Annotated in this window: 14 protein-coding genes and 1 other RNA gene; 4 read left to right on the forward strand and 11 right to left on the reverse strand. The window is 58.0% G+C overall.

Annotated features, from left to right (window positions below):
* The first annotated feature begins 46 nt into the window (after positions 1–46).
* A complete protein-coding gene (locus ACP7AJ_RS14945) occupies positions 47–1,459 on the forward strand; it encodes a mercuric reductase (protein ID WP_426061015.1) in 1,413 nt (470 codons plus the stop codon).
* Between the two features lie 141 nt (positions 1,460–1,600).
* Here ACP7AJ_RS14945 and ACP7AJ_RS14950 read toward each other — a convergent pair whose 3' ends face one another.
* The 4 genes from ACP7AJ_RS14950 to ACP7AJ_RS14965 form a co-directional block, all read right to left on the reverse strand.
* Complete coding sequence (locus ACP7AJ_RS14950; protein WP_426061016.1) at positions 1,601–1,948, reverse strand: hypothetical protein; 348 nt, start codon at positions 1,946–1,948, stop codon at positions 1,601–1,603.
* A gap of 79 nt (positions 1,949–2,027) precedes the next feature.
* Positions 2,028–3,293 carry an NADP-dependent isocitrate dehydrogenase gene (icd, locus tag ACP7AJ_RS14955; protein ID WP_426061017.1) on the reverse strand — a complete coding sequence of 422 codons (1,266 nt, stop codon included), beginning with the start codon at positions 3,291–3,293 and terminating at the stop codon, positions 2,028–2,030.
* Positions 3,294–3,430: 137 nt separating this feature from the next.
* Positions 3,431–6,406, reverse strand: coding sequence for a M16 family metallopeptidase (locus tag ACP7AJ_RS14960; RefSeq protein ID WP_426061018.1), 2,976 nt, complete (start codon positions 6,404–6,406; stop codon positions 3,431–3,433).
* A gap of 369 nt (positions 6,407–6,775) precedes the next feature.
* Positions 6,776–8,827, reverse strand: a complete 2,052-nt coding sequence (locus ACP7AJ_RS14965) for a DNA polymerase III subunit gamma/tau (RefSeq protein ID WP_426061019.1) — start codon at positions 8,825–8,827, stop codon at positions 6,776–6,778.
* A 333-nt stretch (positions 8,828–9,160) separates the two neighbouring features.
* Between ACP7AJ_RS14965 and ssrA the strand changes: the two genes are divergently transcribed.
* Positions 9,161–9,532: a transfer-messenger RNA gene (ssrA, locus tag ACP7AJ_RS14970) on the forward strand.
* Positions 9,533–9,590: 58 nt separating this feature from the next.
* Here the strand turns inward: ssrA and ACP7AJ_RS14975 are convergent.
* From ACP7AJ_RS14975 to ACP7AJ_RS14985, 3 genes are all read right to left on the reverse strand, one after another.
* Positions 9,591–12,017: an ABC transporter permease gene (locus tag ACP7AJ_RS14975; RefSeq protein ID WP_426061020.1), complete on the reverse strand. Its 2,427-nt coding sequence runs from the start codon at positions 12,015–12,017 to the stop codon at positions 9,591–9,593.
* A gap of 44 nt (positions 12,018–12,061) precedes the next feature.
* Positions 12,062–12,751 (reverse strand): ABC transporter ATP-binding protein, encoded by a 690-nt coding sequence (locus ACP7AJ_RS14980; RefSeq protein WP_426061021.1) that lies wholly within the window; start codon positions 12,749–12,751, stop codon positions 12,062–12,064.
* 227 nt (positions 12,752–12,978) lie between these two features.
* Positions 12,979–14,238, reverse strand: coding sequence for an efflux RND transporter periplasmic adaptor subunit (locus tag ACP7AJ_RS14985; RefSeq protein ID WP_426061022.1), 1,260 nt, complete (start codon positions 14,236–14,238; stop codon positions 12,979–12,981).
* A 312-nt stretch (positions 14,239–14,550) separates the two neighbouring features.
* Here ACP7AJ_RS14985 and ACP7AJ_RS14990 point away from each other — a divergent pair, with 312 nt between their 5' ends.
* Positions 14,551–15,930, forward strand: a complete 1,380-nt coding sequence (locus tag ACP7AJ_RS14990; RefSeq protein WP_426061023.1) for a sigma-54-dependent transcriptional regulator — start codon at positions 14,551–14,553, stop codon at positions 15,928–15,930.
* Positions 15,920–17,263, forward strand: a complete 1,344-nt coding sequence (locus ACP7AJ_RS14995; RefSeq protein ID WP_426061024.1) for a sensor histidine kinase — start codon at positions 15,920–15,922, stop codon at positions 17,261–17,263. Before ACP7AJ_RS14990 ends, ACP7AJ_RS14995 begins: the two co-directional genes overlap by 11 nt.
* 131 nt (positions 17,264–17,394) lie before the next feature.
* Here the strand turns inward: ACP7AJ_RS14995 and ACP7AJ_RS15000 are convergent, their stop codons facing one another.
* The 4 genes from ACP7AJ_RS15000 to ACP7AJ_RS15015 form a co-directional block, all read right to left on the reverse strand.
* Positions 17,395–17,778: a DUF3037 domain-containing protein gene (locus ACP7AJ_RS15000; RefSeq protein ID WP_426061025.1), complete on the reverse strand. Its 384-nt coding sequence runs from the start codon at positions 17,776–17,778 to the stop codon at positions 17,395–17,397.
* Positions 17,756–18,550 (reverse strand): HipA family kinase, encoded by a 795-nt coding sequence (locus ACP7AJ_RS15005; protein WP_426061026.1) that lies wholly within the window; start codon positions 18,548–18,550, stop codon positions 17,756–17,758. Before ACP7AJ_RS15005 ends, ACP7AJ_RS15000 begins: the two co-directional genes overlap by 23 nt.
* A gap of 166 nt (positions 18,551–18,716) precedes the next feature.
* Positions 18,717–21,209, reverse strand: a complete 2,493-nt coding sequence (locus ACP7AJ_RS15010) for a DUF5916 domain-containing protein (RefSeq protein ID WP_426061027.1) — start codon at positions 21,207–21,209, stop codon at positions 18,717–18,719.
* 415 nt (positions 21,210–21,624) lie between these two features.
* Positions 21,625–22,353: a hypothetical protein gene (locus ACP7AJ_RS15015; RefSeq protein ID WP_426061028.1), complete on the reverse strand. Its 729-nt coding sequence runs from the start codon at positions 22,351–22,353 to the stop codon at positions 21,625–21,627.
* Positions 22,354–22,476 lie beyond the last annotated feature (123 nt).

Consider the following 22,476-nt stretch of genomic DNA (forward strand, 5'->3'; position numbering starts at 1 on the left):
GCGGAACCGTATGTATGGCATATCCCACTGCTTACCATACCTGCTAATGCCTGCTACTGCTTTCGACGCCATCATTATCGGTTCTGGCCAAGCTGGAAATCCCCTGGCCACCTCGCTTGCCAACGCGGGCCGCCAAGTGGCAATGGTTGAGGAAAACCGGCTGGGCGGCTCCTGCATCAACTACGGCTGCTCGCCCACCAAAACCCTCCTGGCTACCGCCGACCGCCTGCACCATATTCGCACCGCCGCCCAGGTAGCGGCCCCTGAAACAACCAGCGCCACCGACCTCCGCGTCGACCTGGCCGCCGCCGTGGCCCGCAAAGACGGTGTGGTTGCTGCTATGCGCGACGGCATCCGTGCCAGCCTCACCAAGAAGCAAGACAACATTACCCTGCTCGAAGGCCATGCGGCCTTCACGGCGGCGCATTCCCTGCACGTAAGCCTAGCCAACGGCCGCACGCAGGACATTATGGCCCCGCTCATCTTCATCAATACCGGCACCCGCGCCGCCATCCCCGACGTGGATGGGCTGGCCGATACCGGCTACCTGACCACCACCCAGCTGCTTGACCTCAAGGAGCTGCCCGAGCACCTCCTCATCCTGGGAGGCGGCTACATCGGCCTGGAGTTTAGTCAGATGTTTCGCCGCTTCGGCAGCCGCGTCACCGTGATAGAAGCTGGCCCCCAACTACTAGAGCGCGAAGACGACGACGTGTGCCAAGGCCTGCAGGAAGCTCTGAGTAAAGAGGGCATTGACTTTGTGATGGGCGCGCGAGCCCACAGCGTAAGTCGCAGTGCCAGTGGCAACATTACGGTAGCAGCCCAAACCAAACAGGGCGAGCGACGCCTGCGCGGCTCTCACTTGCTGGTAGCCACCGGCCGCCGCCCCAACTCCGACAAACTAGGCCTGGAATTAGCCGGCATCAAAACCGACGAAAAAGGCTACATCCTGGTCAATAACAACCTGCAAACCAACGTAAAGGGCGTGTACGCGCTGGGCGACGTTCACCCCGGCCCGCAGTTCACGCACTTGGCCTACGACGACTACCGCATTGTGCGCGACGCCCTGCTGCACGGCCGCAAACGCTCAGCCCGCGAGCGCCCCCTCCCCTACGTGGTTTTCACCGACCCGCCCATGGCCCGCATCGGCCCCAGCGAAGGCCAAGCCCAGGAAGAAAAAATTCCCTACCGCGTGGCCACCATGCCCATCCGCACCATTGGCCGGGCCCAGCACACTAACAAGTCGTTAGGATTCTGGAAGGTGCTCGTCGGCAAAGACGACCGGCTGCTCGGAGCCACCCTACTCGGCCCCGAAGCCGGTGAAATCATGGCCGTCATCCAGGTCGCTATGGCCGGGCGGCTGAAGTACCAGCAGCTTCAGGATATGATTTTCGCGCATCCCATCTGGGCGGAAGGGCTGAATAATGTATTTCGGGATTTGAAGACAGGTGGGAAGTAGTGGCTGCAATGGGATTGCCCTGGCTTTACCTTGGCGCGAGTTAAGCTGCGATGAATTCGCGCCAGGCGCGGGTTTTATTCGATTCGTTGCTATAAAAAAGAGCCAATACGTCAACGCGGAGGATGACGAGCATTATTAAGGTTATTTAAATAAAACTTGGTTTCTCATCCATTCTTGTTGTGATCCCCAGAAAGAAATAGCAGGAAGCATAATAATGAGGAACACGCCGAATCTGACCATGGCATTAGGCCAGATATGCCAACGCAACATCCAAAGCAGTAACGCATACGACATTAGAAGCATTGACAGTAACATAAATGGCATAATAAATTGTCCAGCAAACCCAAAGCTTGCTGGTCCATCATTGTCCCACTCCGTCCCCAAAATCCTTTTCCTGTTTACCCCTATAACCAACAAGCTTAAAACAGAAATGGAGGAGAGAAGCGAGGCGCTAGTTATCAGGAGCAAGTTCTTGCTTACCGCATTCATAGTTTCCAAAAACTAAACCCCCGCGCCAGCCAAAGCCGACGCGGGGGTTTCTGTTGTTGCTTAGGCAGCAGCCAAGCTACTACATATTGTTCACAATCTCTTGACCGAATTCGCTCGTTTTCAGCAGGGTGGCGCCTTCCATCTGGCGTTCGAAGTCGTAGGTGACGCGCTTGCTGGCGATGGCGGCTTCGAGGCCTTTGTTGATGAGGGCAGCGGCTTCTTTCCAGCCCAGGTGCTCCAGCATCATCACGCCGGACAGGATAACCGAACCGGGGTTCACCTTGTCCTGGTTGGCGTACTTGGGCGCGGTGCCGTGGGTCGCTTCGAAGATGGCGTGGCCGGTCAGGTAGTTGATGTTGGCGCCGGGCGCGATGCCGATGCCGCCCACGATGGCTGCCAAGGCGTCGGAGATGTAGTCACCGTTCAGGTTCAGGGTGGCCACTACCGAGTACTCGGCGGGGCGCAACAGAATCTGCTGCAGGAAAGCATCGGCGATGCTGTCCTTGATGATGAGCTTGCCTTGCTCCTGGGCCTGCTTCTGCAGGGCGTCGGCCACGGCCACACCTTGCTTGGCCACGATTTTGTCGTACTGCGCCCAGGTAAACACCTTGCTGCCGAATTCCTTCTCGGCCAACTCGTAGCCCCAGGTCTTGAAGGCACCCTCGGTGAACTTCATGATGTTGCCCTTGTGCACGATGGTCACCGAAGGCTTCTTGTGCAGCAGCGCGTAGTTGATGGCCGCGCGCACGAGGCGCTCGGTACCTTCCTTGCTCACCGGCTTGATGCCGAACGAGGACGACTCGGGGAAACGAATCTTCTTCACGCCCATCTCATCCTGGAGGAATTCCAGCATTTTCTGAGCCTGAGGCGTGCCGTTCATGTACTCGATGCCGGCGTAGATGTCTTCGGTGTTTTCGCGGAAGATGACCATATCGGTCAGCTCGGGCTGGCGCACGGGCGAGGGCACGCCGTCGTAGTAGCGCACGGGGCGCACGCAGGCGTACAGGTCCAGCTCCTGGCGCAGGGCGACGTTCAGCGAGCGGATTCCTCCCCCCACGGGCGTAGTCAGGGGGCCTTTGATGCCCACCAAGTATTCGCGGAATGCGTCGAGGGTTTCGTTGGGCAGCCAGTTATTGGTTTGCTTGTAGGCTTTCTCACCGGCCAGCACTTCCTTCCACATCAACTGCTTTTTGCCCCCATAGGCCTTCTCAACGGCTGCATCGAATACAAGCTTGGAAGCCGCCCAAATGTCTGGACCCGTACCATCGCCCTCAATGAAGGGAATGGTTGGCTTGTCTGGTACATTCAGTTTGCCGTTTTTGATGGTGATTTTTTGCTCTGCCATGTGGGGTCGTGTGTTATTTAAATCGGGGTCATCCTGAGCGCAGCGAAGGGCCTTATCGCGCTAGGCTTTCGTAGTAAAATTCAACTGAGCGCATGCGGGATAAGGTGCTTCGCTGCGCTCAGCATGACAATTGTGGGCTAGTACCCGAAAATCTCCTTCAGAGTGAGCTGTTGCACCGTCCCGTACTTGGCTAGCTCCTTAAAATTCAGCCGGTCTTTCGAGCCAATAACCAGAATCACCTGGTTTTGTCCTTTAATCTTGGCTTCCTGAAACTTCTTCAACTCTTCGAAAGTCATGTTCTGCGTGCCGGTATACACGTCGCGGCGCAGGTCATAGTCGAGGCCGAGGCGGCGGGCGCGCTCATAGCTCAACAGTACGTTGCCTTTGGTAATGCGCTCGGTGCTGATGCTGTTGCGAATGGAGTTCTTGGCGATTTCCAGGTTGGCCTCAGCCACGGGCATGTCCGTTAGCAACGCCTCCATACCAGCCATGGCCTCGGGCAGCTTGTCGCTCTGCGTGCCGATGTAGCTCATGTTATAGTTGGAGCGGCCCACCTTGTCGGCGTTGGCGTATCGCGACGACGCGGAGTAAGCCAGGGCCTTGCTCTCGCGCAAGTCCTGGAATACAATGCTGCCCATGCCCCCACCGAAGTATTCGTTGTAGAGGGCCACAGTGGGTACCATTCCCTTGTTGTACACATCGCCCTTGGTCAGGAAGATGATTTCGGCCTGTACCATGTTGTAGTCAACCCAATAGACTTTTTTGTCTTTCAAGGGTTGCTCAACAAAATCTTTAGCGGCCGGCACAGAGGCGAGCTTGGCGGGGGTGCGGTGCTCGGCTTTCAGCAGCGCTACGGTCCCTTCCTGGGGGCGCGGACCATAGTACAGCACGCGGTGCTGATACGTCGGCAGCTTCTTAATAAGGGCCGTGAGCTGCTCGGGCTTCACTGCCTTCAGCTCCTTCTCGCTCATCACATTGGTAAAGGGGTTTTTCGGCCCGTACTTCACGTAATTCACCATGGCCGCATTCAGAATCACGCCCTTGTTGAGCTTGGCATCCTGACGGGCTTTGAGCGTGCCAGCCACCATGTTTTTCAGGGCTGCGGCGTCGGGCTTGGGCGCGTTCAACAGTTGTTCAAACAGTTTGAGGGCGGGCTCCAAATTGGTATCGAGACCGTTCAGGGTCACAAAAATCCGGTCGGTGCCGCTGCTCACGTTAAAAGAGCAGCCCAGCTTGTAGAACTCCTGCTGCAGCTGTGCGGCGGAATAGTTGCCAGCACCGAGGTACTGCAGGTAATCGGTGGCTAAGCCCCAGCGTGGGTCATTGTTCGTGCCCAGGTCCAGAATGTAATACAGGTTGAACAAGCCATTTTCGCTGTTCTTGGTGTAGTACAGCGGCAGGCCCGGCTTGATGGCTATTTCCTGAATGTCCTTCTTGTAATCGACAAATACGGGCTGCAGCTCCGAGCTGGGCATGGCCGTCAGCTGCTTGTAGTAAGCTGAAGCCACCTCGCGGTTGGCGGGCACGGGCGTGATGGCGGGCTTCACCACCTTCACCTTGTTGGGGTCGGTGCCGGTGCGCTTGTATACGGTCACGAAGTTTTCGCCGTAGTTGTCGTTGGCGAATTTCACGATTTCCTCTTTCGTGATGGAAGCAAATGTCTCGTGCTGCTCCAGGTAGTCTTTCCAGTCGACGCGCTGAATAAACGCCTCGTACATGGCGCTGGCGCGGGCCTGATTACTCTCGTAGCTCTTGGTGCGCTCCAGCTTGTCGTTGTTGATGATGGCCGGAATCAGCCAATCGGGGAAATTGCCGGCTTTCACCTTAGCCAGTTCGCCCAGCATCAGGCTCTTCACCTCGTCCAGCTTTTGGCCTTGGCGCGGGTTGCCGTAGATGACGTGGGTGGAATAATCGGCATTGAGGTCAGTGAACGACGTGGCCTGCAACACTTTCTGCTGTTGGTTCAGGTTGAGGTCAATCAGACCGGCTTGGCCGTTAGTCAGGATTTTATCCAGCATCCGGAGGCGAACGCCGTCGCGGGTAGCTTTGCCGGGCAGGCGGAAGCCCAGCATCACATTTTCAGCTTGCGGACCTACCACTTCGCGCACCATCGGCGCGGTCAGCGGCTTCTCTACCGGCGGGTTGAAAGCAGGAACCGACTTGGCTGGCAATGCGCCAAAGTATTTGTCGATAAGCCGAATGGTGGCGTCGTAGTCCAGGTCGCCACTCAGGCACAGGGCCACGTTGCCCGGCACGTAGTATTGACCGAAGTACTTTTTGATTTCGGTGATGGACGGGTTCTGCAGGTGCTCAATCGTGCCAATGGTCGTCTGCGTGCCGTAGGGGTGCGTCGGATAGAGCGCGGCATTCAGAGCCTCGTACTGCTTGCGGAAGTCGCTGTCCAGGCCCCGGTTCTTCTCTTCATACACCGCTTCTAGCTCTGTATGGAACAGGCGCGGCACCATCTCCTGCATCCGTTCGGCCTGAATGGCCGTCCACTTTTCCAGCTGGTTGCTGGGGATGTCTTCTTGATACACCGTCTCCTCGCTCGAAGTGTGCGCGTTAGAGCCTTTGGCTCCGATGGCGCCCATCACCTTGTCGTACTCGTTCGGCACGGCGTACTTGGCAGCTACTCCCGAGATAGAGTCAATCTGATGGTAAGTACGCTTGCGAGCGGCAGGGTCGTTGCGCTGGCTGCGGTACACTTCGTAGAGCGCTTCAATCTTGTCGAGCTCTACTTTTTCCTTGGCCCAGTCCTGCGTTCCCAGCTTCGACGTGCCTTTGAACACCATGTGCTCAAGGTAATGCGCCAGGCCGGTGGCGTCGGCTGGGTCGTTCTTCGAACCGGCCCGCACGGCCACGTACGTTTGGATGCGCGGAGCATCTTTGTAGTCCGACAGGTAAACGGTCAGCCCGTTGTCTAATTTATAGATACGAACCTGCAGTGGGTCGCCGGGCACGGTTTCGTAGCGGTATTCCTTTTGGGCAGCAGGCGTAGTGGCAGGCGCAGCAGCAGTTGTCGAAGCACTAGTAACTGGCTTGCTCGATTGGCACTGTGTGGCAAGACCTAGCGCTACCAGGGCGGGAAACAGCAGCAAAAAGTTTTTTTTCACGAAAGGCGCGGAAGGATAGCCGAAAGGATTCAAAAAACAAAGGTAGCTGGCTGATAGGGGAATAAAAAACGAATTTTGCAGCTACCTTGCCGGTTTGTTCGGCGCTGAAGAATCCGGGTACTGGTGAGGTTGGTAGCAACCCAAACGTTTGCGGGAAAACCTCACCCCCGGCCCCCCTCTCTCGTGGAGAGGAGGAGCCACGGCACAAGGACAATCAATTTTTAAGAAGCAGAAAGCCGCATTGCTCTTCAGCAATGCGGCTTTCTGCTTCTCGTTCTATCGTCAGGTCCCCCATCTCCACGGGAGAGGGGGGCCGGGGGTGAGGTTCCCGTAAGGCTGGTATTGGGTCCACCTCGCAAAACTGTGCGCTTAAAACTCCGCTTCCAGCCCGAGCCGTTGCTTGGCCTCGCGCAGAGCTGGGAACCGCTCGGCGAGGTACTCGAACTTATCGGTGGCGGTGTACAGCTTGCGACCAGTAGGTGCAGCCGTGGTTACCACAACCTGCACCGAGAGGCGCGGGTGGCCGGTGCGGCGGCGCAAGTCTGCCAGAAACTCCACCCGCATGTCGTTGAACTGGTCCACCTGAATGGGGTTGTCGACAGCCAGCTCAATCATGTGCTCGTCGTTGGCGGCTACCGGCCGGTTCAGCACCCAAAATTCGCTCATGCGGTCTTGAGCGCGGCGCTCCTCGGCAAGCTCTTTCCACACGCGTTGCAGTAAAGCCGGGTCGATGGGTGCGACTGGACCACTGGTGAACTGGGGCTCGGCTACCACAGATGCAGCAGCAGGACCAGCGGCGAGCTTGCTGCTTAGGTCCTTCAAGCTCGGAATTTTATTACCCAAGCTGGGAATCTTGGCAAAAGCGGCAGCCGGCGTAGGCCTTGGGGTGGGCTCAATGCCCTCGAAGCTGGGCACGCCGATTTCGACGTGCGGCAGGGTGTCGCGCATCTGGTGGCGCTCAGTGATGGCCGCTTCCGGCTCCGGCTCGATGCTCGGGGTGTCGTGCAGCTCCTCTACCCCGCTTTCTACCGGCAGTGGTTCGGGGCCGTCGGCAGGGGGCGCCACCCGGCCAGTGGGCAGAGGCTCAAATTCGGGTAAAGCGGCGGCGGGCACCGTGGGTGCTACCGGTACTGGGGCTGGAACAGCCGACACGGTAGCGGCTGGGGTTATAGCGGCTGGCGAGGCAATGGGAGCATACTGCGCGTGGCCATTGCCGTTACTGCTCGGTGCAGGCACTGCTGGAGCGTCAGCGGCGTTGTTTAGGCCACTAGTTTTTTTTTTAGCCTCGCCATTTCCGGCAGGGCTCAACTCGCGAACAAACTGAACGGCCCCGTTCAGATAAGCCAGCTTCATGAGGGCCAGCTCGACGTGAAGGCGCTGGTTTTTGGCTTGCTTGAACTCGCGGTCGCACTGGCTGATGAGGTTGAGGGCAGAAAGCAGGAAGGCCAACGGCGCGGCCTGGGCCTGCTGCACGTACTTCTGTTTGATGCCTTCGGACACCTCCAGCAGCTGCACGGTCACGGCATCTTTGCACACGAGCAGGCCGCGCAGGTGCTCGGCGGTGCCCACCACGAAGTTGTGGAGGTCGAAACCGTTCTGCATCACCTCATCGAGCAAGAGTAGCGCGGCGGAGAGGTTTTCGGTCAGCAGGCTGTCAATCAGCCGGAAATAATAGTCGTAGTCGAGGATGTGCAGGTTCTGCACCACCTCTTTGTAGGTGAGGTTGTTGCCGCCGAAGGTGACCATTTGGTCGAACATCGACAGAGCGTCGCGCAGGCCGCCGTCGGCCTTTTGGGCCAGCAGGTGCAGGGCGTCGTCTTCAGCTGAGATGCCTTCCTGGGTGGCCACGTAGCGCAGGTGGCTGCGCATGTCCTCCACTTTGATACGGCTGAAGTCGAAAATCTGGCAGCGCGACAGGATGGTGGGGATAATCTTGTGCCGCTCGGTGGTGGCGAGGATGAAAATGGCGTAGCTCGGCGGCTCCTCCAGCGTCTTCAGGAAGGCGTTGAAAGCCGCGTTCGAGAGCATGTGCACCTCGTCGATGATGTAGATTTTGTACTTGCCGGCCTGCGGGGCGTAGCGTACCTGCTCCACCAGCGAGCGTATATCTTCGACAGAGTTATTGGAAGCGGCGTCCAGCTCGTGCACGTTGAACGAGGCATTATCCTGGAAGGCCACGCACGACGGGCAGGTGCCGCACGCCTCGGTCTCGGCCGAAAGGTTGGTGCAGTTGATGGTTTTGGCCAGAATGCGGGCGCAAGTGGTTTTGCCTACCCCACGGGGGCCGCAAAACAGGAACGCCTGGGCCAGGTGCTGGCTCTGAATGGCATTCTGCAGCGTGGTGGTGACGTGCTGCTGCCCCACCACGCTGCGAAAGGTGGAAGGACGGTACTTGCGGGCCGAAACGACGAAATTATCCATAAGTTCTGTCTACAAAGTTACCCAAAAAAGGGCGGCTTTGGAAGGGGAAATCAGGTCGCGTTTGGCTTATCAAACTGTTACCAGCCCGTCATGCTGAGCTTGTCGAAGCATCTCTACCGCGTAACTAACTCAATTGCTGCAACGAAGCGGTAGAGATGCTTCGACAAGCTAAGCATGACGTTCTTTTTGTCCTTTAGACCACGGTTTACTCTTTCCACAAACCTCCATCTTGCAGGAAACCTTCCCTCCTCCCCCGGCGTTTCTATTTCAGCGCGTACCTTCGCGGCCCGCTTACCCTTTCGAGGCGACTGCGGGAATCGTTCTTTACCATTTGGGGATGACCGGAATTGACAGCTTGCGCAAATTGCGGGTAAGCGTGCCAGGAGTTGATGGAAGCTCTCCTGTAAAAAAATCTATCGAAAAACAACCGGCGACTATTCGTACGCCATGGCTGCCTAATTTAGAATTAGGTAATGTCATCGTTCCGCCTGGGTAAGTTTCTACACCTGGGAGTTCGGAGCGTCGTAAGTAGAAAATAGTCTTCGAGGAGCTGTGACTCGGAGGCGAAACTCAATTGCAGCTAGGGGAATTTCAAGGGCCTGACTGACGCCTGAAATTCCATGAAAATTCAAGTCTGGATACGCACGTAGAAAGCACGTTGATTTCCTTGTCTGGACCAGGGTTCGAATCCCTGCATCTCCACAGAAAAGCCCGCCTGCAAATTGCAGGCGGGCTTTTTTCGTTTTCAACAGTTCTGTTTGCTTTAATTGGCCCTCAGGTTATTTACAGGGTTGGCGGTGGCGGCCCGCACCGCCTGGTACCCCACCGTGAGGAAGGCTACCACCGCCGCCGTTAAGCCAGCGGCCAAGAAAGCCCACAGCGGCATGTCGATGCGGTAGGCGAAGTCCTGCAGCCATCGGCTCATGGCCAGCCAGGCGGCGGGAAAAGCGATGACGGCCGCCACCAGCACCAGCACGAGGAATTCCTTCGACAAGAGCGACACGATGTTGCCCACGCTTGCCCCGAGCACTTTCCGAATGCCGATTTCCTTCTTGCGGCGCTCGGCTGCGTAGGTGGCCAGGCCAAACAGCCCAAGGCAGCCCACAAAAATGGCAATGCCGGTAAATATCCAGAGCAAGGACTTGAGCTTGTCTTCGGCCTTGTACATCTCGTCAAAGTTCTGGTCGAGAAACTTGTACTCAATGGGGCTCTCGGGGCTGAATTTGTCCCAGACTTGCTTCACGCCATCCACGGAGCTGCTGATGTTGTCGCCCTTGAGCTTGACGGCCACTTTCCAATATGCACCGGGGAATATTTGCAGCACGGCTGGCTCCAGCTTGTCGTACAGGCTTTTGTAATGAAAGTCCTTTACGACGCCGATAATCTTTCCGATTTTCAGGGAATCGGGATTTTTGTCGCTCCATACCTGCCAGTGCACGGTCTGCCCCAGGGCTTTCTCCGGCGTGCCGAAGCCGTATTCTTTCACGGCCGTTTCGTTGATGATAAAGGCCTGGTCTATGTCGGTTTTTCGGTCTTTGGAAAAGTCGCGGCCCGCCACCAGCTCCAGGCCCAGGGTTTTGATGTAGTCGTAGTCCACCATCAGCTGCGTGGCGCCGTAGCGCTTCTGTTCGCCGTTGGTGGGCACAATGATGCCGTCGCCGGCCACTTGGTCGCCGGGAAAGCCGTAGCCAACGCTGGCCGACACCACGCCGGGCACCTGCGCCAGCTCGTTTTTGAAGGTATCGTAGTGCTTGGTCATGTTTTGGCCCCGCATGGGGAAGAACATGATTTGGTCGCGGTTGAAGCCCAGGTCCTTGTTGTGTAGGTAGCTCACCTGCCGAAACACCACAATGGCACAAATGATGAGGAACACCGAGAGCGCAAACTGCACCACAATCAGCCCGTGGCGCAGCCATTGCACCCGGCCAACAATGCCGTCGGTGACCACGGCGCTTTTCAGCACTTTCACCGGTTGGAAGCTCGACAGCACCAGAGCTGGGTAGAAGCCCGCTACCAAGCCCACCACCACCGTCAGGGCCGCCAGCAGGCCCAGCAGTGCAGGGCTGCGGAGCAGGTCAAAGGCCATGGTTTTGCCCGTGAAGGCATTGAGCGACGGCAGTAGCAACGCTGTTAGCACCACGGCCAGCACCACGCTCACCAGCGTGAGCAGCACCGTTTCGCTCAAGAACTGCAGCATGAGCTGCTCGCGGCTGGCGCCAATGGTTTTGCGGATGCCCACTTCCTTGGCTCGCTGCATGGACTTGGCCGTGGCCAGATTCACGAAGTTGAAGCCGGCAATCAGCAGAATGAACGCCGCGATAAAGCTCAGCGCCTTCACGTAGGTGATGTTGCCCTTGACAGATAAATCGTATTTGAAGCTGGACGAATACAAGTGAATGGCCTGCAGGGGCTGCAAAAACGGCCTGTCCGTTATCTTCTCCTCCAGCTGCGTCGGCGCCACCTTCTGCAGGATATAGTTCTGCAGCTTGGCTTCGGCTTCTTTGTAATCGGTGCCGGGCTTCAACTTCACGTAGGTGAAAAATTGGTGCCAGCCCCACCGTTTCATGCGCGCAGGTGGTAATTGTGCTGCCGATAGCGGGATGAGGAAATTGACTTTCAAGTGAAATTTCGACAAGTCGTTGTGCAGCACGCCTTTCACTACGAAAGGCGATTTATTCATTTTTATCTCCTTGCCCACAGGATTTTCGTCGCCGAAAAAGCTCTTGGCTACGTCCTCGGTCAACACAATTGACGTGGGCGCGTCCAGTGCTTGGATTGGCGAGCCGTATTTAAAGGGCAGCGGGAAAACGCTAAAAAAGGTAGAATCTGTAATCAGGCCGTCTTCGACGTAGATTTTCTTATCGCCTACTTCCAGCAAGTTGGTGGTCGCTTGCATTAGAATGCGCATGGTTTGCTCCACTTCCGGAAACTCCTGTTTCAGGGTGGTCGCGTACATGGGCGACACGGGGCTGTAGGTTTCCGGCGTTTCTTTTTCCATTTGCTCGGTGTAGAGCCGGTACACCCGCTCGCCCTGCGGGAGGAATTTGTCGAATTGCAGTTCGTCGTACACGAACAGGCCAATCAGTAGGCAGGCCGTGAGGCCCAGGGCCAGGCCAGCAATGTTGAGAAAGGAAAAGCCTTTGTGCCGGATGAGATTGCGGTAGGCAACGAAAAAATAGTTCTTAAACATGGCGAAAAGCGGCTAGGCAGCGCAGAAAAAGGCGAGAAGGTGACTTAGGCCGTGAAGGCTTGGTGCATGTTTTCGAGCACTACCTGCCCGTCCAGCAGGCGCACCACGCGGTGGGCGTAGCGGGCATCGTGCTCGGAATGGGTGACCATGATGATGGTGGTGCCGGCTTCGTTCAGCTCCGTGAGCAGCTCCATTACCTCGTTGCCGTTGCTGGAGTCAAGGTTGCCGGTGGGTTCGTCGGCCAGTATCAGGCTCGGGCTGTTGACCACAGCGCGGGCCACGGCTACGCGCTGCTGCTGCCCGCCCGAGAGCTGCTGTGGAAAGTGGTTGCGGCGGTGCATAATCTGCATTTTCTCCAGCACTCTGGATACTTTTTCCTTGCGCTGGGCCGCTCCTACGCCCAGGTAGATGAGAGGCAACTCCACGTTTTCGGCCACCGTCAGCTCCTCAATCAGGTTGAAGCTCTGGAACACGAAGCCGATGTGCTTTTTGCGCAGTTCGGCGCGGCGGCGCTCCGGCGCGTGGGTCACTTCGGTACCGGCGAAGGTGAAACAGCCGCCATCAGGCTCGTCGAGCAGGCCCAGGATGTTGAGCAGGGTGGACTTGCCGCAGCCCGACGGCCCCATGATGGCCACAAACTCGCCTTCGTTCACGGCCAGCGACACGTTGTTGAGGGCTTTGGTCTGCACTTCTTCGGTGCGGTAAATCTTCTCGAGGTTTTCGATTTTAATCATGGGAGTGGGCTGGTTAGAAGGGCTGGTACTTTTTTGCAGAAGGTGAGAAAAGCAGTGTGGTGCGGTGTGTAGTTAGGAGAAAAAGGCTGTCATGCTGGGCGCAGCCGAAGCATCTCTACTGCTTCGTTGCAGCGAATCGAGCACATTCACCATTGATTTTACTCTCATGGTAGAGATGCTTCGGCTGCGCTCAGCATGACAGCCTTTTTTCATTTCAGGCGTAAGCGTTATTGAGACTTTGCTTTGAGCTCCAGCTCGCCCATCTTCTCGTAGCCTTCGTAACTGGAGGTGATGACCCGGTCGCCGGGCTTGAGGCCGTCGAGCACTTCGTAGTATTCCGGGTTTTGGCGGCCCAGGCGGATGTCGCTTTTGTAGGCTTTAGTGCCGTCGGCGCTCACCTTGAAAATCCAGTTGCCGCCGGTTTTCTGATTAAAGCCGCCTTTGGGCACGCGCAGAGCCGTGGTTTGGTCGCTCAGGGCCAGGCGCACAGGCACAGTCTGGCCGCGGCGGAGGTCAGGCGGCGGGGAGCCGGCAAACTCCAGGTCGACCTGCACGCCCTGGGTCACCTGCGTGAAAATTTTCTTCACGCTTAGTTCGTAGGGCTTGTCGTTCACGGTTATCATGCCTTTCTGGCCCGGAAAAATGCGCGAGATGTAGTACTGGTCCAGCGTGGCGCGCACCTTGAGGCCGGTGAGCATGTCGAGCTGGCCGATGCGCTGGCCCCTGGTTTTCAGTTCCCCGATTTCGGCGTTGAGCGAGGTGATGCGACCGGCCGTCGGTGCCTTGATGGTGAGGTCGTCGAGCTTGCGGCGCATCAGCGCAAGGTTGTTTTGCATGCGGCCCACCGACTGCTGCATCTGGTTGATTTGCTCGCGCATGGCCGTGGAATCCTGCCGCAGGGCTTGGCGGCTCAGCTGCTTGCGGCGCAGCTGGTAATCGTAGGCATTTTTGGTTTGTTGGTATTCCTGGCGGGCAATTACCTTTTGGTCATACAAGCTCTTGTTGAGGTCGAACAGGCGCTTGGCTTCGCGCAGCTGGTTCTCGATTTCGGCCTGCTGGTTGAGCTGCTGGATACGGTTTTGCTGGAGCAGGTTGCGCGTGTGCTGCAGGTTGTTCATCAGGTCAAACACGGCCGTTTCGCGGTTCACCATTTCCAGCTGCAAATCGGTGTTGGCCAGCTCAATAATGGGCTGACCAGCGGCGAGCGTGGCTCCGTCTTCCACCAGAATGCGCTGCACCGTGCCACCCTCGGGCGCGTCGAGGTAAATGGTTTTGATGGGCATCACGATGCCATCCACGGGCACAAACTCCTGGAACGGCCCGCGGGTGACCGGGCTGATGGTCAGCCGCTCGGGGTCAACGTTGAGCTTGGCTGGGCCGGCTGATGTGAGCAGCATGGCCGCTACGGCCACCACCAGCAGCACCAGCGCGCCCAACAGCATCAGTCGAGCCGGGGTCCAGGTTTTCTTTTTGATAATGACATCCATGTCCTTGGCAGCGTTTGATTTGCCTTCCGAAGAGGCAGTTGTGGACAGCAGACGAAGAACGATGCCAACTTAATAAAATATTGATTTACAATAGATTGCATAGAATTCGCACCTCGTTAGCCTGAAAACCGTTCGATTTTGATACACCTGTCGTTCGGTTGTGATACACTGCCTGGACCCGACGCTGTATAAAAGGGCCCGCGGAAGCTCAGAAGAAGGTTTTTAGAAACTAGTACAATTGTGGCTAGTATTTCGGTGCTTAGCACCCAAGATGGGACGCGGGCTCCTGTTTTGATTTGTTTGGTACGCACCATGGTCTTGAAGAAAGCGCGTGTTTTGGTGGTTGACGACGACACAGACGTACTGTTCGCCGTGCGCATGCTCCTCAAGCCCGAAGTGCAGGAAGTAGTGACCGAGAAGAACCCCGAGCTGCTGCTCTCGCTGCTGAGCAAGCAGCGCTTCGACGTCATTTTCCTGGACATGAACTACAAAAGCACCCTCGGCACCGGCAACGAAGGGCTGTACTGGCTGGGCCGCATCCGCGAAAAAGACCCCACTGCTACGGTCATTATGATTACCGCCCACGGGGAAATCAGCACCGCCGTGCGCTCGCTCAAGGCCGGGGCTACCGATTTTATTGTAAAGCCCTGGCACAACGCCCAGCTGCTGGAAACCCTGGCCGCGGCCGTCGAGACTAAGGAAGCGGGCCGCGCGTCAGGTGTGCCCGTGGCTCCCCGGCGGGCAGCTTCGTTTGCCGAGTTTGCGCTGCTGGGCGAGTCGGAAGCTATGCAGGAGGTGTTTCACAAGGTCGAGAAAGTGGCGCCGACTGAGGCGAACATCCTCCTACTGGGCGAGAACGGCACTGGCAAAGAATTGGTGGCCAAGGCCCTCCACCAAAAGTCCTTCCGGGCAGCCGAGCCGTTTGTGACGGCTGACCTGGCGGCCATGAGCGAAGGCATCTTTGAGAGCGAACTGTTTGGGCACAAGAAGGGCGCGTTTACCGATGCCCGGGAGGACCGCATCGGGCGCTTTGCCGCAGCTTCGGGCGGCACGTTGTTTTTAGATGAAATCGGCAACATTTCCCTGGCTCAGCAGGCCAAGCTGCTCACTGCGCTGCAAAATCGGCAAATTATCCCGGTGGGCAGCAACGCACCGGTGCCCATTGATATTCGGCTGATTTCGGCCACCAACGCGCCGCTGTATGCGCTGGCGGCCCAGCAGCAGTTTCGCAAAGACTTGATTTACCGCCTCAACACCGTCGAAATCACGCTCCCGCCCCTGCGGGCTCGTGGCGACGACGTGCTGCTGCTGGCCCGCCACTTTGCCGGCATCTACGCCGCCCGCAACCGCAAGACCACCCCAGGCTTTGAGCCTGCCACCCTGCAGAAGATGCAGCAGCACAGCTGGCCCGGCAACGTGCGTGAGCTGCAGCACACCGTGGAGCGAGCCGTGATTCTGGCTGAGGGCGACACACTGCGGCCACAGGATTTTCACTTCTCGGCCATGGAAACGGTAGCTCCCCGCACCGCTGGGCCACAGCCCGCCGATGGCCCCTTGCAGTTGAGTGAGATAGAGAAAAGCACCATCCTGCGCGTGATAGAGCGCCATAATGGCAACATCACCAAGGCCGCCAAGGAGCTTGGCATTACCCGCACCGCCCTCTACCGCCGCCTCGAAAAACATGACCTTTAAGCGGCTGAAATTTGGCATAGTGCTGCGGCTGCTTGTGCTGCTCGGGCTGCTATATGCGGCCGAGCGGGCCTGGGAGCACGGCAAATACGCGCTGCTGGGCTTGGCGGCGCTGCTGCTGGGCTTAGCGGTGTGGGAACTGGGCCGGCACGTCACACGCGGTAACCAAGCCCTGGCCGATTTCCTTGCGGCGGTGCAGTACCGCGACTTTTCGCAACACTTCAACGAGGCCCACCCCAACCGTGCCCTGCGGCCGCTGCATGCGGCGTTCAATCAGCTCAGTGTTACGTTCCGACAGCTTAGCGCCGAGCGTGAGGCGCAGTTCACTTACCTGCAAACGGTGCTGCAGCTCATCGATACGGGCATTATTTCCTACGATGCATCCGGCACGGTGGAGTCCATCAACGAGTCATTTAAGCAAACGCTGGAACTGCCTTACCTCAAGAGCATGGCCACGCTGCAAAAGCGGCTGCCGGTGCTGCACGAGGTCATTGGTCAGTTGCAGCCGGGGGCTTCCACGGTTGTAAAGCTCACGGTGGGCAGCAAAACCATGCAGCTGCTGCTTTCGGCTACGACGTTCCGGCTGCAGGGCCGCGAGTTTACGCTGGTAGCCTTCAAAAACGTGAGCCATGCCCTCGACGAAACCGAAACCGAAGCCTGGCAAAAGCTGCTGCGTGTGATGACCCACGAAATCATGAATTCGGTGGCGCCCATTGCCTCACTGGCCGACACGCTACGGCGCGACCTGCGCCGGGAACTGGATGCCGCGGCTCCGCCCGTGCAGGCCCTGCTGGGCGATGTGGTGGAAGGCATCGGCATCATTCAAAACCGCAGCGAAGGACTACTGCGGTTTTCGCAGGTCTACCGCGACTTTAGCACCATCAGCACGCCGCAGCTGACCACCGTGTATTTGCAGGAATTGTTCCGCAGCATCCGTGGCCTAATGACTCCGCAACTGGCCGAAACCAGTATCGAGCTGTTGACCTCGGTGGAACCAGTTGACCTGTGCATGCAAGCCGATTCGCGCCTCATGGAGCAGGTGCTCATCAACTTGGTGCTAAATGCCGCTTACGCTGTGCGCGAACGGCCACAGCCGCGCATCGAGCTTCGGGCGCAGCAGCAAGAAGATGGTCGCGTTGTCCTCGATGTGGGTGACAACGGGACGGGCATCACGCCCGACGTGCTGGATAGCATTTTCATCCCTTTTTTCACAACCCGAAGAGGCGGCACTGGCATTGGGCTTAGCCTGGCCAAGCAAATCATGCACTTGCACAAAGGCAGCATCAAGGTGCAGTCAGTGCCGGGTCAAGGGACTGATTTCCGATTGGAATTCTAATAAACGATGTAGAGACGCCACACTTCGCGTCTCGGCGTCCGCGCCGTAAGAAGTTTATCGTTCGCGCATCGTTCAACGACGAGAGACGAAGTGTCGCGTCTCTACATCGTTTTGTTATACAGCATAGTATTTTATTCGACCAGCTGAGTGTAAAGGCGGGCTAGCGTTTCGCTGGCATCGGCGCAGAGGCCGGGGTGCACGGGCGAGGTTTGGACCACAGTGCTACGCGTGGCGGTGAGCCAGCGGAACCGCTCGGCAATGGGCAGCTGGCCGATGGTGCCGCCGGTAGCGCGTCCCTGGCAAATGCGCGCAAAGGCTTGTAGGCGGGCGGTTATCTCTTCCAAGTCGAGGCCGGGTGCGAAGGCTAGTAGCCGGGCTTCGGGCAGCTCGAAACGGGTTTCGAGGAAGCCTTGCGAACGGCAGTACACGATAACGCCCACGTTGAGGAATTCTTCGCGCTCGACGCGGGGCACCACGCGGAGCACGGCGTATTCAAATAATAGCATTGCGGGCATCCTGGGCTTCCTGAACAAAGGTTTCTGATGCCGCTAAGCGGGTTTCCAGGAAGCGGACGTAGTCGTCGCGCTGCTCCTGAGGCGGGGCGTCGCCGTTGGTCAGCCATTCGTCGGGCACCAGGGCCACAATGGCGCGAATGCGCTCGGGCGTGAGCTGGGCGCGGCTTTCGGTGTCGACTTCGGTTAGCTCGCTGGCGCGGGGCAGCAGCACGTGGTCTTTCACCTGGGGGAAGGGGCGCGGGCGCGGCTTGGCCCACTCGGGGCCGGCGTGGTGGGCGTAGAGAGCGGCGCCGTGGTCGATGAGCCACAATTCCTTATGCCACATGAGCAGGTTGGTATTGCGGGCGGTACGGTCTACGTTCAGCGTGAGGCAGTCGAGCCACACGATTTGAGAGGCCAGCCGTGGCTCGATGTTCGTGACCAGGGCATCAAAGGTGATGGCGCCGGAGAGGTAGTGCAGCGCCAGGTTGCGGCCGGTGCTGGCGCGCAGCAAATCCTGGATTTCCTCGTCGGGCTCGGTGCGCCCAAAGGCTTCGTCGAGCTCACAAAACACCAATTCCGGCACGCGCAGGCCAAGCGTGCGGGCCATTTCGCCCACGATGAGCTCGGCGATGAGGGCCTTCACGCCCTGGCCTGCACCGCGGAATTTCAGGACGTAGAGGAAGTTGTCATCGGCTTCGACCAAGGCGGGGAGGGAGCCGCCTTCCCGTAGGGGGGTCACGTAGCGGGTTACGGCTACGGTTCGAAGTTCTGGAGCACTGGTTGCCGGCATGCTGCGGGGTATGGTGGAAAAGGCCGTGCAAAGGACGGATAAACGTGGTTAACCTCACCCCCTACCGGGCACGGCCCCTCTCCCGCTGAGAGGGGGAGCCAGAGTGGCGCGCCTGTCATTGCGGGGGCGCAGCCCGTGGCAATGACAGGCGCGCCACTCTGGCTCTCTACCTTTTCGGCCGCAACGCCAGATAATCCAGGAAATAAAGCACCTTCACCGACACCGAGTTATTGTGCGGGGTGTTGATGGTATTATTGAAATTGTTGAAGTACTGCGGCGTGGCTTCTTCGGCCTGCAGGTAGGTGGTGCCGGCGTTTTTCCAAACCACGCTAATCTGCGAGCCGGGAGCGAACCACCAGGAATACACCGCGTCCACGTTGAAGGCGTTGTAGGTATTGTCGCGGTTGCGGCGGTAGTCGACCAGCTGCTCCTCCCCATTTTTGCCGAGGGCAGAGAAGCCGTTGTAGTGCACGTTGCTGGTGTAGTGGCGCACGCGCAACGTGAAAGCCATGCGGTTGGTGAAGGTGTAGGCCGCGGACACGACATTGGACACCGTCGATACATCACGCAGGCCGAGCATGATTTGGCCCATGAAAGGACGGTCGAGGAGTTCATTGCTATCCATCCCGCCGTTAACGTAGCCGATTTGATTCGCGCGCAGGCTCCAGTCGATGCTGTAGCGGAGGGTGAAGTGGTCGTTGAAGCGGAAGCGCGGGTAGGCGCCGAAGCTGTAGCCTGTGCGGCGGGGCCGGGGCAGGCGCTCGTCGCGGTTGTAGTGCTGCAAGCCAGCGTTCAGGCCATAGGCGAATTTCTTGCGCGAGTCCGAATTGAGGAAACATTCGATGCGGGCATTGCCGGGCACCCGCACGTAATGGCTGCCCAGGGGATAAGTGCGGGGCTCAAAATAATCGTGCGTAACAGGGTCGTAGTTGAAGTCGAATCCGATTTGGTTGAAGCTTTTGGTGAAGGTGGTGTTTGAGCCCAGGTAAAAGTTGACCGCCCGATACAGCGTGGGCTTGTAGAGTAGCGTGTGGCTGGCTACCCCAAAGATGGCGAAGTTGTTGACCTTCCAGAACGGCTTGAACTTGCGGTACACCAGCTGAGCCGACTGCGAGATGTTGTTATTGCCGAACAGGATTCCCAGGTCGTTGGGGTTGTAGGTGTTGGACTCAATGCCGTGGTCGACCTGCCACGTGAAGTTGCCGCTCACCTTACCAAAGTTGACGTAGTACTTGTAGCCGTCGCGGTCACTGATTTGTTGTTCGGAGTTGAAGCCCGTGCCCCGGCGCCGCGAGTACACCACGCGGCCTTCGGTGGCGTAGGAGTTCTGCTTGTTCGCGAAGCGGAACAGGCCGCCGGTCACGTTGGCGTCGTAGGTGCTGCCGGCCCGCGTCACGTTGGTATTGATGAGGCTGACGTAGGAGTTGTTTTTCAGGCTTTGGTCAAGCACCGCAATATTGTAGTTGCTGAAGGGCTGCGTGAGCACCTCCCGCTCCTGCCCGGTTTCCTTGTTGCGAATGATGGCATACACATTGTTGCTCAAAGCATTGAAAATACCGACCCCCAGCCCTTTGCTCGTACGGCCCGATATTTTGGTGGCGTTCAGGAGCGGCGTTTCGGACGGGTTACGCACGATGCGCTCGTTGGGGCCGGCCAAGGTGCTGTAGAAGCCGATGGGCGTGGCGCCCACCCGGCGCGAGTAAAACAAGTTGCCTTTGTTGAACAGCTCGGTGCCTTCGGTGAAGAACTGGCGGTTCTCGTTGAACTGCACTTCGAAGGGCGAGAGGTTAAGCACCTGGTTGTCGCTCTGCACCTGCCCGAAGTCGGGCACGAGCGTGGCGTCGAGCGTGAAGCTTTCGTTGATGCCCCACTTCACGTCGGCCCCGCCGTTGAAGCTGGTGGCGGTGCGGCGCGTGCCCTCAGCGTTCAGGGGGTTGTGGTTGAGGTAGCTCGACACGTAAGGCGTGAGCGAGAGGCGCAGCGGCGGCTTGAGGTCGCGCAGGCCTGTAAGCACACCCCATTGGTTCACAAAGCCATCGACACCGGGCTTTACCTCATTCCAGAAAAACATCTGGTTGTCGCGTTTGCGCTGCCGCATAAAGTTCAGGCCCCATTGCTGCACGGCGGCCGTGCTGAAGCGCAGGGCCGAGTAAGGAATGCGCATTTCGGCTACCCAGTCGGTGCCTTGCAGCGACGTGCGGCTTTCCCAAACGGCGTTCCAGTTGAAATCTTCGCCACTGGCCGGCGAGTAGCGGGCGTCCATCTGCACGCCGCCGGTGGTCACGAAGAAGGCATACCCGTTGAGTTTGTCCTCGTAGGTATCGAGGAAAATTGCGATAAAGTCGGTGTTGCCGAACCGGTCGCGGTCAGTGAGCTCGCGCGGAATGGAATCCGGCGACACGTCGTGCATGATGGCGCCCACATAAATGGCCGCATCATCGTACAGAATACGCACCTCGGTGGGATGCTTTTCGTGCGGGCCGGGGTTGGGCCGGTTCTGAATAAAATCGGTGGCGATGGCCGCCTCGCGCCACACGGCCTCGTCGAGAATGCCGTCGAGCTTCACCGGCTGACTAATGCGCAGGGCGGCCAACTGGCGCTTGGGCGCCACGGTAGCATCGGTAGTTGCTTGGGCGTCGGCCACCGGTGCCTGAGCCAACGCCCTTAATAAGCAACTATGTATTAGACAAGCAATAAAAAAAACAGCGCGCAGAGAAAAGGTGGAGGCCATTGTGGAGACTAGTTTGCAGAAGGTGAGGAGAGCAGAAGGTGCGGAAAGACGAATCCGAAGAGGCTTGGCTGCATACTTATCGACCAAAAACTCTATCTAACAAGGCGGAGCCGAACGACCGATGGCGTGTCACTCACCATGCGTCAGCCAGCGTCCTTACCATCGGAGGCCGGGTTGCAGCCCTTGCTCGGCGTGGCGCCCCAACCCCGTTGTTTAGTATCCCTTGGCCACCCACGTGGCCGGGGCAATGCGTTACTGAAAAGCTACTTTTGAGGCAGCGGCAAGCCCAATGACAGCTATGTAAAGCCTCATTTCGCGTGGAAACTCCCGTTGTTTTGAATGGTTACTTCCGTTTGCGGAAATACACATCGTTGCTGATAGACTCGAGCTTCACGATGGGGCCGCTGCCCTGCAGGGTGCCCTTGAGCAGGTAGCCCACGATGGGATTACTCTTGCGATTACTGAAGGCAATGTCCTGGTCGGTATATACTTCCCCCGTTATGGTTTTGAGGGAAAGCTCGGCGCCTTTGTTGGCTGGCCAGGCCACGTCCACGAAGCCGCTCAGCGACTTGGCCTCAATGGCCCCGCTCAGGCCCGCAATGTCGATGTTGCCGCTAAGGGTGCTCACGCGCAAGGCTACGTTGGCGGGCACGGTGATTTCGTAGTCGATGAGGGCGCACACCTGGTTCACGGTACGGCCTTCGCGGTCATGCCCGCCGATGACTTTGCCATTCACGATGGTGGTGTTGTAAGTATCGCCGTAGTAAGAGCCGCCGTTGGGGCAGTCGCCGGGCTGGGCATTGCGTAGCATTTCCTTGTCGAACTCAGAGCTCAATTTGACTTCTTCGCCGGTCTGCTCTATCTTGAGGAGCAAGGCGTCGTTGAGCTTGTTTTGGTTGATGCTCACGGCAGCCTTCACCGTCATTTTGCCACTGGCGCCGCTCCGTATACGGATATTGCTGGCCTGCTTCAGGTTGAGGTAAACGCGCTGTCCGGCACGCAGGTCTGCGCTTTTTTCGATGATTTTCTGGGCCGAGGCCGACTGGATGCCACTTGCAGCAAGAACCAGCATAAGGAGAAACAGGCAGTAGCGCATGATTGCAGAGAAATAAGGTGAAAGGCTGAATTGGAAGTGTCATTGAGCTAAAAAAGAACGTCATGCTTCGGCTGCGCTCAGCATGACGTTCTTTTTAAG

The organism is Hymenobacter sp. B1770, from assembly GCF_049896385.1.
Classification (GTDB): Bacteria; Bacteroidota; Bacteroidia; order Cytophagales; family Hymenobacteraceae; genus Hymenobacter.